We start from the raw sequence: 14,549 nt of genomic DNA, 5'->3' as shown, positions 1-14,549 counted from the left end.
AAATCTGTCATGTTGAGCGAAGCGAAACATCTCTTAGATTCTACATTTCATTCAGAATGACACATCTCATTTTCGGACTTTTGCAAGAGTCAACCGATGATCTTGATCAATCTCAATTACTAAATCAACCCATGAGGCAGATTGAGCTAAGGGCTTGATAAATAATTCTGGATGGAGCGATCGCCAAAAATAATTGACAAATCTTTCAATTTCTGCATCTGTCATCCCTGATTTACCAGCCGCAATCATTTGTCTTTCTGCTTGTTTGCGCCACTCTACAGAATATCGGTAATCCTGGGGATATAACACGATTAAGCTATCTAATCTTTCCCACAGTGGTAAATATTCACTCAGCCTAATATTCGTGTCACGGGCGAATGCTTTATCTGCATCGGTGATAATGGGTGTTGGTGCATCATCAAACACTAATGGATCTATCGGTCGCACACCAACAAACCAACCTTCAAATAATAGAATATCAACTTTTTCTACAATCTCTGGCTCAGTGCGATCGCCAGCACCACCATAGGCAGATTTATCAAAGCGGGGGATGCTAACAGGGGTTTGTGATTGCCGGATTTGCTCTAAAACATTTATACCTAAGTCTACATCGTGAGTTCCCGGCGGACCACGCCAAATTAAGCGGGGATCTGCTTGGGTTAACTCTAGACGCTCATGATAAGTTTTATACAAGTCATCTAACGATAAACTCACGCTACAATATCCCAACTCCTGGAGAATCAACCCCAAAACTTGGCACATCGTAGTTTTACCCGTTCCTTGACTCCCTAAGATACCTTGAACGAAAGGACGCTGTAACTTTTGATGTTGTGATGCTATTTTTACCGCCAGAGGTAGCCACAAGTCCCATAACATAGGTAACATCTTGTCTATTGGGGTATGCAGGCGATTTTGGCAGAATTGGCTAAAAGCTGGTAATAAGGATTGTAGAAGCTGCGATCGCTCTTGAACTACTTGCTCTACATTAGCCGATGTAATCCCAAAGGCTTTGGCACTTGATTTATCTTTTAAGGCTGCGGCTTGTGCGGCTTTTTGCCCACTTACCGTCCCCATTGCTTGTAACCAATCGTTAATCATGAACCTAGTTTAAAGGCTTCAATAAATAAGCTATAAGTAAAACCAACTTTCAAAAGGTTTAGCACTTCTACCCACAAGGCTCGCCTAGCAAAAAAACTCTGGCTATAGAATATTCTGCTTGCAACCTCTGTCATGACGACTAATATCGCCGCTATCCAAATATCTATTACACCACGTTGTCCTGCTATAGTGGAAATTGCCGTCCCCAAGAAAAAACCAAACAAAAAACTAATTAGCAGCAGTGATAGCCGCCGCCAAGGATTGGAAAAACATTGCCCTAAGCTCCTAGCAATGGTATCAAACAAGTTGTTAAGACGTGTATTTTGCATTGAATCAGGCTTTACTGTTGTCAATAGTCAATCAATTTTAGATTTTGGATTGGTGATTTTGGATTGGGAATTAATTTAAAATTCTTTCTTTCCCCTACACCCTTACACGCCTGTTTCCGTTTTTATACACTAATATTATCGGGCAATATCAGTTCATTATCTGAAGGACTGGCTGTAAAATATTAATAAATGTAAATAATATGCTGTGACTATATTTGCTGGTTTAAGCAAAGCTACCTTGTGACTCAAATTACTCAGATACTAAAAATTTCCGTTAGCGTTTAAGCAAGTAAATACATGATATCTGTATAATATTTTACGTTTTTACTTGATTGTGGCTGACATCAATTCCAGTATCATCGGGATTGTACACCTTTTGTTGTTCATTAGCTCAAGTAATACTTCTGATAGATAATTTTCAGTAAAATATGATATTTATGATACATTTATAAGCTAAATTATCGATAGTTTCTAGTAGGCAAGTAGAAAACTTTCCTTGAACGTAACTAGTAATAATAGGCTAGTATTTGGTCAAGCCTAAACAAAACATTATTTCTAAATCAATATCAATATGAAGTCTTCCGGGTATCGTAACGCTGCGGTTATCGCTGGCTTTTTGGGACTGTTGGGGTTACTGGTAGGATGCTTTGATATGAGTGTATCTTTTGAAACTACGAATCCAGATATATCCTCATCACTATCTACTGATGTAACACCAGAAAATCAAGATTTAGCATCACCTGTGGCATCCACAGATAGTAATTCTACGGTTATTTCAAATCCAGTAACCACTCACAGTAACAAATCAGAACAAAACACTAAAAAAACTATCTCCATATTGGCTTCTCGCCAATCATTGAGTAGCAATACTAAGTATTTAGGCAATTTACGCATGAGCAATCAAACTGATCAGCCTGTGCGATTGGCTTTATTGGCTCGACCGTCAGTTACAAAAGGTGCGGTTAAAGAAAAAACTGATATTCCCGCTCATTGGGATTTTGATCCCCAAGAAGGTAGCGAAAAAGGGTTAATTCTGTCTCTACCCCAAGGTAATCTCAAAATAGAAACAGGCGATATCTTGGTAGCCTTTGCTCAAGATGGTTCTCGTCGCTATTGGGGGCCATATGTTGTAGGAGAAAGCTCCCTACCTACATGGGATTCCCAAAAACAAGAATGGGTACTGCTATTAAGTAATACTAAGTAAGTGAGTGGTGAGTGGTGAGTGGTGAGTGGTGAGTAGGGAGTGGGGAGTGGGGAGTGGGGAGTGGGGAATGAAAGTCAAAATCACGAAGAACAAAACTTAGTCACTTAACGACTAAATAACTGTTGACATTGACTATTGAGTAACTAGTGATGAGGTTAAAATTGAGCTTTCCCCACGCTTTTGAGCAGTGGCTTAATAAGATAGTGAAACGTCCATCCCTTGCTGTGACGGTGTTAATTGTGTGGTTAGTTGTAATTGGTTGGGTAGCTTATGGATGGAATTTAGGCCGTGTTGGCTTGATTGACGAAACTGAGCCATTGTTTGCTGAAGCTTCCCGTCAAATGTTAATCACAGGGGATTGGATTACTCCTTATTTCAATGGTGAAACTCGGTTTGATAAACCTGCTTTAATTTACTGGTTGCAAGCGATCGCCTATGCTGTGATTGGGGTGAATGAATGGGCGGTACGTCTCCCCTCAGCACTGGCTGCAATGGGAGTTATGGCTTTGGTATTTTCAACTGTCTACTGGTCTTTGACGAAAAAAGATGAATTAAAGCCAGTTTCATCTCTTACACGCCCCTATTTAGCCGCAGCCGTTGCCGCAGCCGTCACAGCACTCAATCCAGAAATGATCATTTGGGGAAGGACTGGTGTCTCAGATATGCTCTTAACAGGGTGTATTGCCTCAGCTTTATTATGCTTTTTTCGAGGATACGCAGAAGAGGGGACAGGGGACAGGGGACAGGGGACAGAGAGAAGAGACAAGATACCCAATAACCAATCGCCGTTTCCCAACAAATGGTATTTAGCGTGTTATGCGTTAATTGCTGGGGCAATTTTGACGAAAGGGCCAGTGGGAATTGTTTTACCGGGGCTGATTATTGGGGCGTTTTTGCTGTATGTAGGACAATTGTGGGCAGTAGTGCGGGAAATGCGCCTGCTTTTGGGACTGGTAATTATCTTTTGTTTGTCTGTCCCTTGGTACTTGCTAGTAACTTGGCGCAATGGCTGGAATTACATTAACTCCTTTTTTGGCTATCACAATATAGAACGCTTCACAGACGTAGTTAATGGTCACTCAGCACCTTGGTATTTTTACTTTTTAATTGTGTTGTTATTGTTCGCGCCATACTCAGTTTACTTACCTTTGGCAATGATCAGACTGAAGTTTTGGCAGCGATCGCACTGGCGCACTCAAGAACGCTCTCAACAATTAGGTTTATTTGCGTTTATTTGGTTTATTACTATCTTTAGCTTTTTTACTGCTGCTGTCACCAAACTGCCTAGCTATGTATTGCCCTTGATGCCAGCCGCAGCAATTTTGGTGGCTCTATTGTGGAGTGATTTTTTCTCTCAACCACAGCCAAATACTAGCAAAACAGCGATTACTTACCCTATTTCTTTTTTACAGGTAAGTAGTTGGATCAACGTCGTATTTTTATCGGTATTGTCAGTAGCATTATTTCACCTATCGTATTTATTAGGTAAAGATCCAGCTGCTCCTAACTTCAACCAAATGCTTCAAAATTCTGGTTTACCAGAAATTGGTGGTTGGATTTGGCTATTATTTGCAGTCATCGTTGCAGTCTTAATATTACGTCGCCAATGGCAGGCAATTATTGGGGTAAATTTATTAGGATTTGCGGCATTTTTGATGATAATGATGATGCCGGCTTTGCTGTTGGTTGATCAAGAACGTCAACTACCTTTAAGAGATTTATCTGCGGCTGTTGTACAGTTCCAGAAACCACAAGAAGAAATAATCATGGTTGGCTTTAAAAAGCCGAGTGTAGTTTTTTATAGCCGCAAACCGATAAAATTTATCAAATTGAGAAAAGAAGGTATTGAGTATATTCAAAACGTAGCTAATCAAACAAATCATCCAGCCTCAATGCTACTCCTTACTGAAAAGAGAAACTTTTTTAAAATGGATTTACAGCCAGATAATTATCAGAATTTAGCTATTAAAGGTGCTTACCAATTAACTCGCATCAATTTTAAGAAAATGAAATCTCAGAAACTAGATATATCTTAGTTAATCGGAATTGGGCATGAATTATTATCTACCCAGTCCCCAGTCCCCAGTCCCCAGTCCCCACTAATATTTCCCTCGCTTCATTTTGATACTTAAAGTTTGATTAATTTGTTTCAATAGTTCTTCCATTGATATAGAACGAGGGACAATCTGGCTAGCGATCGCATTTAAAACAGTTTCTATTGATTCCGGCTCAGTTTTTGTTCTCTGTCCATGTTTAGTTTGAGTAACTTTAGTGCGGGAATTACCTGGAATGGTATGTACTCTTTGATCAATTACTAAAATTGGAGGCAAATTGAGCGGTAAATCCTGCAAAGTTTTCAGTGCTTTCAATACGTCTGGATGGATGGCTGAAACTTCCAAACAAATCAGTAGTAAATCTACGCTTTGGTGGCGCATTTGTTGTAAAACTTCTGCCCAACAGCGTGCTATGGTTGCCTTTAAGCCGGCTGTTTGTAAATACTGAATTAAAGCTTGAAACCATTCCGTTCCCCGTTCGGCAGAGTTTTGACTGAGGGGGGAATTTTTGGCTTTGCCATAACCCTTGACTGGTTTACGCCTAGTCTGTGGCAAGTCCTGTAACATCGTTACATCTACGACTAGGATGTTAGGGGGATAGCCGACACTAGAGGCAATTTGCAGCACTGACAATAATGGGTGTTTGTGATGGCCATCGCTATCGTCTGGATTCAATGGCGTTAAACAAGGAAACACCGATAAACCCGGTATTTGAGATGCGGTGAGGGTGGTAACGACATCACAAGTCACTAAAGGTAAGGTAGCCAAACGGGGATGTTTAGCCAATTGTTGTAAGTAAGTTTGTGCTAAGGAACTGTCTACATCCAGCAAAATTACATCAAACTGCCAAACTCTGGCTAAGAGTTCTGCTTGATCTAAGTCATCTACCTCAATTACCCGATGTTCTTGTAATGAAGGATGGGGATTGATTGATTCTGACTCAGGATTGACTAATCTGAGTATTCTTAGGGGATTGTTTGGCTCAATTTCTTGACTATTATTTAAACTAGGCTGCTGATCTGTTGGTGTCTCACATAATTTTTCTAACAATGGTGTCAAAGACTCCGCCTCGACTGGTAAGTTTAAGAAACCATCAGCTCGGTTAGCAAATGCCTGATCTTTTTCTGCCCCGGTCGCTGTTACAATCACAGGGATATGACGAGCGGCTGGATCAGATTTAAGTAATGTCAGCACATCCCAACCCGATAACAAGGGTAAGAGGGGATTTAAAAATATGGCTTGTGGTTGTAAGCGACGGGCTTTTTCTACAGCTTCTGTACCAGAACGGGCAATGACTACCCGATAACCATTAGTTTTAAGTTGATCGGTCAAATCTTGAATATATCGAGCTACCGCCTCAACTACCAGCACTAACCGTTGGGAGGAGATGAGTGGATGTTGGGTAGTATTGGTGATACGTTCGAGTTTCCCAAGACTTTCACTATCATTAACTTCTGCTGTTTCTATCTCTGATTCGGCAAAGCCTGTAGCGGGTGGACTGGGTGGTAAAAGTAGAGTAAATTGACTACCTTTTCCTTCCTGTGACAAGAAACTGACATCGCCACCGTGGAGACGAGCCAACGCCCTAGTTAAGACTAGTCCTAAACCTGTACCTTCAAACTGACGGGTGAGGGGATTTTCTAGTTGTTGGAACTTTTGGAAAATTAGATGTTGCTGATGTTCAGGAATACCAATACCTGTATCCCAAATGGTAAAGGCAATCCACCCTTCCCAACGACTAACTCGTAAGCCGATTTCGCCCGATATTTCCGTAAACTTAAAGGCGTTAGATAACAGATGTACCAACATCTGGCGCAAGCGTAATTCATCGGCGATGATCTGGTCTAGCTCTGGCTCAATCGACATAGTAAATTTTACTACTGATGAGCGAGGGGTAGATTTTGGAGTCGTTGATGGGGTTTTGCTGGTTTGGGTGTGAATAGCTTTGGCTTCTGAGAGGGCGCGATCGCAAATAGATTGTATATTTACAGGTACTAAGGTCAGATCCATCTGTCCTGTTTCCATGCGGGTTAAATCTAAAATGTCGTTAACCACACTCATCAGATGGCGGCCACTTTGATGAATTAACCCCGCATATCGGGCTTGACGTTCATTCAGTTCACCCAACTGCTGATCTACTAATAACCGCGATAAACCCAAAACAGCTGTCAATGGGGTTTTGAGTTCATGACTAATACAAGCTAAAAACTCATCTTTTAAGCGATTGAGTTGAATCAGATCGGCGTTTTTCGCTGCTAGTTCTTTACAAAGTTGCTGTTGTTCGGTGACATCAGTTGCGGAAACCAACCACAAGCTATCGTTGTGGAGTATTGCTTCTGACTGAAAAATGGGGAGTTTTAAATCTGGATTATCTAAAGGAATTTTTGTAAACTGCCAAACTCGCTCCTGACCGTTCTGCACTTCTACAATGCAGGTACAAATACCCATTTGGCTATCGAGAAAGCAGCGACCGCCACTAGTCTTGCTATCTTGTGGCGGTATTTGTGGGTTATATGTTCTTAAAGGTGGTAAGTCGGTGATTGGTAAAGTGTCATTATTATCTAGCTCATTGCCATAGCCACGAGCATAAACTTTCAGTATTTTTGGGTTGGCGTATTCTGGTTGTTTGATGCGAGTGGCGGCTAAAATCGCCTCTACTTGTTGTCTGATACCTTCTGGGTCTTTCAGAGATCCCAATTGTTGCCACCACGCTTGATTTCGGGCTAACACCTGACCTGTACTTGTTTGCAACATCAAAGGCCAAGGTAGTCGTTCCAATAGCTGTACTAGTGGTTTGTATCCTTGATTTTGACGTTGTTTGAGTCTAGACGATCGCCTAATTCTGCCATCACTAATCAAAGATGTGTCTTGATGCGGGACTAATGGACTAACCGTAGAGTATGGGGTTGCGGCTTGTGCTTTAGCTAGCAACGTTAACAGGCGCAAACTATTCAATAGCCCTAAAAATTTGCCCTCAGCATCAACTAAAACCCACTCTAAGTTATTTTGGCTCTGAGTTTGTTGAGAGTGCCACAATGAACTCAATTGCTCTAGACAATGAGTAGCTGGTAATATTTGTATTGGCTCAATTATGGCTTGACCCAAGCTAGAAAGTGGTTGTTGTAAATTTACAAGTTGTTCATCTCCTGTAGTTAGCAAAAACTGCTGTGTGAGCCGAGCCGAAGTTAGCACCCCAATGGGACAGTGCTGTTGATTAATTATAATTAAGCGATCGCACTGCTTTTGCTCAAACATCTCCAGCACCACTGCTAGAGAACTGGTTTCTGAGCAACTATAACCAGTTGCCAGAAATTCATAAAGCGGATACTGTAGCATTGACATAAGGCTTGGGGGGTCATTCTTCTTGTAAACGCCTCTGGCTTTACCATCAGCGCAGGTGGCAAATAGCGATTGCTGCGCCCGCCGTAGGCATCGCGCCTGAAGCAGTATTCTTTCAGAAGACTCATATCAGCGATCTTGTCCAGCTTTGACACTATTGAATCTGTGGAATTGCTTCCCTTGAACATGGATGTTTAATTTCAATAGTTCGCCAGATGCGGCCTGTTACAAGACCAGGTTCAACTCTCTTTGAAAAGTCAGACCAGTCTGCCACTGGTATCTCAACTTTTCATCAGAAAAATGGGTAGAAACCCCGTCCACTTCGGCAAGCTCAGTGCATCGCTTCTAGGACGGCTTTACAGTAAACCCCTTATGGGGGATGGTTTTTAAATGGCGATAAGCCCAAGAACCAGCAAACTTGTTTAAGTCCCTTCCCGCAACACATCTAAGATGTCTTGGTGAGGGGGTCGCAGTCTTGGCGGTTTCCGTCGATTGCGAACTCCCGAACCCGAAGGGCTTTCCCAACGCCTAACCAATTAGGCTTGTAGATAATCCAGACTAGGGAAGCATCTGGAAGTACGTTCTAAGATGTGTCTCAATGCGGTATTCACGAATTGCGTTGCCTAAATTGGTTTAGGCAATCCCCACACTTTTAGGGCGGGGTTAGTGAACAATAGCGACAGCTAAGACAATTATGACTCCAAAGATTCGCTTTAGAACCTTGAGGAATTATAATTATTGAAAATGCGACAATACTTTAAATTCGTTTAAGTATCTTATCAAGGAGTAAAATAGAAAACCCTTATTGAGACATATATACATATGCAAATCATCAATTAAGTAATGTGTTTTCAACAAAAAACGCAGCTACGACCTCAGCTATCCTAACAATCGTTCACTATTTTATATAGATAGTGATTGTACTGGAGATAGCGGTTGGTATATACATAACGGGTGTTTTCCACTCACTATTAACTTCACTAGTAATCTTAGCGATTGACTAACGTGAGATATATATAAGTATGTAAATGCTACTACCAATATTGATTTTTCCACCAGATGTTAAAAAAAATTTAGATCCGCGAGAGCAGTTAGACGCTATCAACCCAGAATTAAGCGGCTGGATATGTGCTTTTAGATGCTTTCTGTCTTCAATGGCCACTATAACATCTCAGATTTATTACCAACTGAAATCGTTCTACCCCAACATGAACGAAAATTTTACTAGTAAATATGCTTATGCCTTTGCCGACCAAAAGCCAAAAACACCACAGGTTTGTCAGCACATGACTCAAGAAGTTGATCGGCAAGTATTATTGCAGCAACTCAAATTAGATTATCAACAAATTCTCATAAATTACTTTACTACAGACAAAACACTAAAAGAAAGGATCGATAAATTTATCAATGCAGTATTTTGTGCTAATATTCCTGTGCCACAAATTATAGAAATTCATATGGAACTTATTGATGAATTTTCCACCCAGCTACAATTAGAAGGGAGAAGCGATGAAACATTACTAGACTATCGCTTAACACTCATAGACATCCTAGCTCACTTGTGTGAAGCCTATAGATGTGCAATTTTTAAATAGTCAGAATTCATCACTTCTGAATTCATAAAAATATCTAGTATTACCATGTTAATATTTCAATTTTTCCTTTTATGAATAAAGCCAGAAAAACTTATGTTCTCAAACTTTATGTGGCAGGGAACACGCCTAATTCTGTCAGGGCCCTCAAAACACTCAAAAATATTTTAGAACAGGAATTTCAAGGTATTTATGCTTTAAAAGTAATTGATGTCCTGAAAAATCCGCAATTAGCAGAAGAAGATAAGATATTAGCCACACCCACACTATCAAAAATTTTGCCTCCACCTGTCCGAAAAATTATCGGTGATCTTTCAGATCGTGAACGAGTGTTAATTGGATTAGATTTGCTGTATGAAGAATTGAGTGAAGAAGATTGGGAAGAACAAGAAGAACTTTAAATCATAAAAAAAACGATTAAAATCACAAAATTTAGTAATTAAACCCCTGGGGTTAGTACCCATCTATAAAAAAATGCGCGAGAAAGAACAACAAGAACCAAAGCCTACATCTGGTGGTGGCGTAGAAAAAATTCGGACAATGATTGAGGGGTTTGACGATATTAGTCATGGTGGCTTACCTGTAGGAAGAACGACCTTAGTGAGTGGCACATCAGGGACAGGCAAAACATTATGCTCCCTACAGTTTCTCTATAACGGGATCACTTACTTTGATGAACCAGGAGTATTTGTCACCTTTGAAGAATCTCCTAGTGATATTATTAAAAATGCTCATATTTTTGGCTGGAATTTGCAAAACTTAATTAATGAGGGTAAACTTTTTATTCTCGATGCTTCCCCAGATCCAGAAGGTCAAGATATTGTAGGTAACTTTGACCTTTCAGCCTTGATTGAGCGATTGCAGTACGCCATTCGTAAATTCAAAGCCAAGAGAGTATCAATTGATTCCATCACAGCAGTATTTCAACAGTATGAAGCCATCGGTGTAGTCCGTCGGGAAATTTTTCGTCTAGTTGCACGTCTCAAACAACTAAATGTCACGACAGTCATCACCACAGAACGCAGTGAAGAATACGGGCCTGTGGCTTCCTTTGGGGTGGAAGAATTTGTGTCGGATAACGTCGTCATTTTCCGTAACGTTTTAGAAGGAGAACGTCGTCGCCGCACTATTGAAATTCTCAAATTGCGCGGTACAACTCACATGAAAGGTGAGTATCCTTTCACCATTACCAATGAAGGGGTAAACATCTTCCCATTAGGTGCGATGCGCCTCACACAAAGGTCATCTAACGTCCGTGTTTCTTCTGGGGTGAAAACCCTAGATGGAATGTGTGGGGGTGGGTTTTTCAAAGATTCGATTATTTTAGCCACAGGCGCAACAGGTACTGGTAAAACACTATTGGTAAGCAAATTTATCCAGAATGGCTGCGTCAATGGTGAACGAGCCATATTATTTGCTTATGAAGAATCACGCGCTCAACTATCTCGCAACGCTTATTCTTGGGGAATTGATTTTGAGGAATTAGAACGTCAAGGATTACTCAAAATTATTTGTACCTATCCCGAATCTACTGGGCTAGAAGATCACCTGCAAATTATTAAATCAGAGATTGCTGAGTTTAAACCATCACGCATTGCCATTGACTCTCTTTCGGCTATGGCCAGAGGAGTCAGCAATAATGCCTTTAGACAATTTGTCATTGGTGTTACTGGGTATGCTAAACAAGAAGAAATCACTGGTTTCTTTACTAACACCACAGATCAATTTATGGGATCACATTCAATTACAGATTCCCATATTTCCACAATCACAGACACAATTTTAATGCTACAATATGTCGAAATTCGTGGTGAAATGTCACGAGCGATCAACGTATTTAAAATGCGGGGTTCATGGCATGACAAAGGTATTCGTGAATACAATATCACTGCCGACGGACCCGATATTAAAGATTCTTTCCGTAACTATGAAAGAATTGTGAGTGGTGCGCCTACCCGCGTTAGCATTGATGAAAAGGCGGAGCTTTCTCGCATAATGAAGCGTTTTGAAGATAAACAGGGTTCTGATTCTTAGATTTGGTATCGTACTATATTCCTTCTTTAATTTAGTATCGTGCTATATTCTGTTGTGAAGAAAAGTTTTCTGCCGCCAGATTGATTTTCGTGTGAGGGGATGCGGTGAAAGGACAACAATTACTTTATAGTTTCTTGCCTGGTGTGACAGCAGCTGTATTGACCACTCAGCCGGCTGTGGCTGAGGCCATGAAGGTAAGTAGTGTACAACTAGCGTCTTCTTCTAGTGTCTTGACTTCTAACGATAGTCAAAACTTGGTAGCAGACAGTATGAAGACACAGCTACCATCAAATACAGTTCCAGCTTCTCCAGAGATCATTGACAATTTTGATTTGTCGCTACTGAAGTCACAGTCTTTAAGTAGTCAGACTAGCCCAGTTATCTTGACAGAAAACACTGGTATTTCTATCGAACAAAAATCGCCAAAAGATGAAATTAAAATTGTCAGTGCATCACCTAATCGGGATCTGATCCACAGACTAAAGCAGAATCGTTTTAAAAAGACTCAAAAACAAACTAACTTAGTGAGTGCTGAACCAGAGTTAGTTAAGAAAGTAGTGCCTATTACTACTACTTATCTGCAAAACCCAGCACCGTCAACAAAGCTGAAAACGCAGTTACCTATAGCTTTACAAACATCTGTCAGGGGTGTAAGTGCAGCAAAATTGTTGGCAGCAAATAGTTGTTCTCTACAGACAGGGAATTCGGCAACGCTGATTTTAGCTACTAACTGTCCTCAATCCAATTGGGTTGGGCAACAGCTAGCTGAAAATAGTGATCCAGTCCCCCCAAGCACTACCACCCCAGAAACTGTTGATTTTGTTCAAGATACTACCCCTGAACCAACAACAACACCAGCAATAGAAACGCCTGCATCTGAGACTAATACTCAACAAGTCCCAGAAAACCTGACTCCTAATGCTAATCCTTTGCAATTTCCTACCAAAACCGAGGAAGTTACAGTCCGGGAAAATCAGCCAATTACCTTGGCGCAGGCTCTAGAAATAGCGCGGCGGAATAATCGGGATTTACAGGTGTCTTTGTTGGAACTGGAGCGATCGCAAGCAGTATTAAAAGAAGCTCAGGCTGCTTTGTATCCTAGTCTTTCTATCAGTAGTGATATCACCCGTAGCCAATCGGCTAGCGCACAACTCCAAGACGAAGCCAGACGAAAACAGGGTTTGATTTCTAACTCCGATGAACCAGGTACATCCTTCAACGGTCAAGCAGAATTGACCTATGACATCTACACCTCTGGTAGACGGGACGCTAGCATCAAAGAGGCAGAGGAACGGATTCGCTTGAGTGAGTTAGCTGTAGAGAGCCAATCTGAAGACATCCAGAGGAACGTTTCTAGGGAATATTACGACTTACAAGAAGCAGACGAACGGGTACGCATTGCTCAATCAGCAGTGGAAAATTCCCAAGCCAGTTTACGAGATGCCCAAGCATTAGAAAGAGCTGGTGTAGGAACTCGGTTTGATGTGCTGCGCTCAGAAGTAAACTTAGCCAATGCCAGACAAGAACTAACTAATGCTCTTTCTCGGCAGCAAATTTCCCGTCGCACCTTAGCGACTCGTTTGAGCTTACCCCAGGTAGTAAACATTAGTACCGCAGACCCCGTAAAAGCAGCCAGTGCTTGGAATAGATCCCTAGAGGAAAGCATCGTCTTAGCTTATAAAAATCGTCCTGAACTGCAACAGCAACTAGCACAACGTAACATTAGCGAACAACAAAGACGGCAGGCACTAGCTAATCTGGGGCCACAAGTCCAATTAGTCGCTAATTACAACCTGTTAGATCAGTTTGACGATGGGATCAGCGTTACCGACGGTTATTCTTTTGGAGTTAGAGCTAGTTTAAACTTGTTTGATGGCGGAGCAGCCAGAGCTAGAGCAGCCCAAGCCAGAAAAAATATTTCGATCGCGGAAACCCAATTTGCCGAACAGCGCAACCAAATCCGCTTTCAAGTAGAACAAGCATTTTTCACACAGCAAGCTAACCTAGAGAACGTCCAAACTGCTAATACTGCCTTACAGCAAGCACAAGAATCACTACGTTTAGCGCGATTGAGATTCCAAGCTGGTGTAGGTACTCAAACAGATGTCATTAACGCCGAAAACGAACTAACTAGAGCCGAAGGTAATCGCATCACCGCGATTTTGGATTACAACCGAGCCTTAGCTGATTTACGACGATCTGTCACCTCCAGAGCGTTGCCTGAGTTAGTTAATAATCAATAAGAGTGCTGAGTGCTGAGTGCTGAGTCTTGAGTGCTGAGTGCTGAGTCCTGAGTGCTGAGTCCTGAGTTGTCTAACTAACTACTCAGGACTCAGAACTTTGTCAAGCAATAATCCATAGTCATTAGCTTTTCTCCTCTACTTCCCTGTTTCCCTCCCTGTCACCTGTCACCTACCCATACAAATAAGTTCAAAACTCAAAGCAGATTACCATATGAGATTATGGACTATTGACTATTTATAAAAACTCATGACTACAGTCACATCCCAAGAAATTGCCATATTTCGTTCTCAATTGGTAGATGATCAAGGGGCGATGGAAGCCCTGGAATTGATTGAGGACTGTGAAGGAGATTTAGAAGATGCCGCAATGACTCTAGCGATTAAAGCTGGACAAGAACCAGAACAAGCCAATTCAGAGTGGCTGGGTGATTTGGCTAAAAGGTGGCGTGCTGTCATTTGCGAACAAGAATTTAGACAAGACTTACAAAACGGCTCAATTAAAGAAATGGTGGCACATCTCAAAACAATACCCACATTTCCCAAAACTTTAGCCACACCAGTTTTGATGTATGTCCTCAAGCAAGGTGTGGATAAATTTTGTGAACCAATGGATAAGTTGAGGTAGAGACTGGGGACAAATTAATTCAAATCCAGCC

The 14,549-nt window shown here is 41.3% G+C and carries 10 protein-coding genes; 7 read left to right on the top strand and 3 right to left on the bottom strand.

All coding sequences use genetic code 11. From position 1 onward, the window contains the following. Positions 1-66: 66 nt before the first annotated feature. Both L6494_RS25790 and L6494_RS25785 read right to left on the bottom strand, forming a co-directional pair. On the bottom strand, positions 67-1,098 hold the full coding sequence (locus L6494_RS25790) for a glycerate kinase (RefSeq protein ID WP_237990612.1): 1,032 nt from the start codon (positions 1,096-1,098) through the stop codon (positions 67-69). Next, a complete protein-coding gene (locus L6494_RS25785) occupies positions 1,095-1,427 on the bottom strand; it encodes a DUF565 domain-containing protein (protein WP_237990611.1) in 333 nt (110 codons plus the stop codon). Before L6494_RS25785 ends, L6494_RS25790 begins: the two co-directional genes overlap by 4 nt. A 571-nt stretch (positions 1,428-1,998) precedes the next feature. On the opposite strand from L6494_RS25785, the gene L6494_RS25780 reads away from it, so the two are divergent. Then, the gene (locus tag L6494_RS25780) at positions 1,999-2,631 is read left to right on the top strand and encodes a hypothetical protein (protein WP_237990610.1); all 633 of its coding nucleotides are present in this window, start codon (positions 1,999-2,001) and stop codon (positions 2,629-2,631) included. 149 nt (positions 2,632-2,780) lie between these two features. Beyond that, complete coding sequence (locus L6494_RS25775) at positions 2,781-4,667, top strand: ArnT family glycosyltransferase (RefSeq protein WP_237990609.1); 1,887 nt, start codon at positions 2,781-2,783, stop codon at positions 4,665-4,667. A gap of 63 nt (positions 4,668-4,730) precedes the next feature. Here the strand turns inward: L6494_RS25775 and L6494_RS25770 are convergent, their stop codons facing one another. Beyond that, positions 4,731-8,027: an ATP-binding response regulator gene (locus tag L6494_RS25770; RefSeq protein ID WP_237990608.1), complete on the bottom strand. Its 3,297-nt coding sequence runs from the start codon at positions 8,025-8,027 to the stop codon at positions 4,731-4,733. A gap of 1,025 nt (positions 8,028-9,052) precedes the next feature. Here L6494_RS25770 and L6494_RS25765 point away from each other — a divergent pair. The 5 genes from L6494_RS25765 to L6494_RS25745 all read left to right on the top strand — a co-directional run bounded on the left by L6494_RS25765 (position 9,053) and on the right by L6494_RS25745 (position 14,518). Next, positions 9,053-9,619: a circadian clock protein KaiA gene (locus L6494_RS25765; RefSeq protein WP_237990607.1), complete on the top strand. Its 567-nt coding sequence runs from the start codon at positions 9,053-9,055 to the stop codon at positions 9,617-9,619. Between the two features lie 71 nt (positions 9,620-9,690). Further along, positions 9,691-10,017, top strand: a complete 327-nt coding sequence (gene kaiB, locus L6494_RS25760) for a circadian clock protein KaiB (protein WP_237990606.1) — start codon at positions 9,691-9,693, stop codon at positions 10,015-10,017. 73 nt (positions 10,018-10,090) lie between these two features. Beyond that, positions 10,091-11,650, top strand: coding sequence for a circadian clock protein KaiC (kaiC, locus tag L6494_RS25755; protein WP_237990605.1), 1,560 nt, complete (start codon positions 10,091-10,093; stop codon positions 11,648-11,650). Positions 11,651-11,754: 104 nt separating this feature from the next. Continuing rightward, positions 11,755-13,893, top strand: coding sequence for a TolC family protein (locus tag L6494_RS25750; protein ID WP_237990604.1), 2,139 nt, complete (start codon positions 11,755-11,757; stop codon positions 13,891-13,893). Between the two features lie 247 nt (positions 13,894-14,140). After that, positions 14,141-14,518, top strand: a complete 378-nt coding sequence (locus tag L6494_RS25745; protein ID WP_237990603.1) for a hypothetical protein — start codon at positions 14,141-14,143, stop codon at positions 14,516-14,518. Positions 14,519-14,549 lie beyond the last annotated feature (31 nt).

The sequence above is a fragment of the Nostoc sp. UHCC 0870 genome, assembly GCF_022063185.1.
Lineage (GTDB): Bacteria > Cyanobacteriota > Cyanobacteriia > Cyanobacteriales > Nostocaceae > Trichormus.
Note: the sequence above shows the minus strand (reverse complement) of the source record. Positions and strands in the feature narration are given on the sequence as shown.

Coding starts and splice junctions, on each gene's coding strand:
- L6494_RS25790 (WP_237990612.1), bottom strand. CDS start 1,098: ATGATTAACGATTGGTTACAAGCAATGGGGACGGTAAGTGGGCAAAAA.
- L6494_RS25785 (WP_237990611.1), bottom strand. CDS start 1,427: ATGCAAAATACACGTCTTAACAACTTGTTTGATACCATTGCTAGGAGC.
- L6494_RS25780 (WP_237990610.1), top strand. CDS start 1,999: ATGAAGTCTTCCGGGTATCGTAACGCTGCGGTTATCGCTGGCTTTTTG.
- L6494_RS25775 (WP_237990609.1), top strand. CDS start 2,781: ATGAGGTTAAAATTGAGCTTTCCCCACGCTTTTGAGCAGTGGCTTAAT.
- L6494_RS25770 (WP_237990608.1), bottom strand. CDS start 8,027: ATGTCAATGCTACAGTATCCGCTTTATGAATTTCTGGCAACTGGTTAT.
- L6494_RS25765 (WP_237990607.1), top strand. CDS start 9,053: ATGCTACTACCAATATTGATTTTTCCACCAGATGTTAAAAAAAATTTA.
- kaiB (WP_237990606.1), top strand. CDS start 9,691: ATGAATAAAGCCAGAAAAACTTATGTTCTCAAACTTTATGTGGCAGGG.
- kaiC (WP_237990605.1), top strand. CDS start 10,091: ATGCGCGAGAAAGAACAACAAGAACCAAAGCCTACATCTGGTGGTGGC.
- L6494_RS25745 (WP_237990603.1), top strand. CDS start 14,141: ATGACTACAGTCACATCCCAAGAAATTGCCATATTTCGTTCTCAATTG.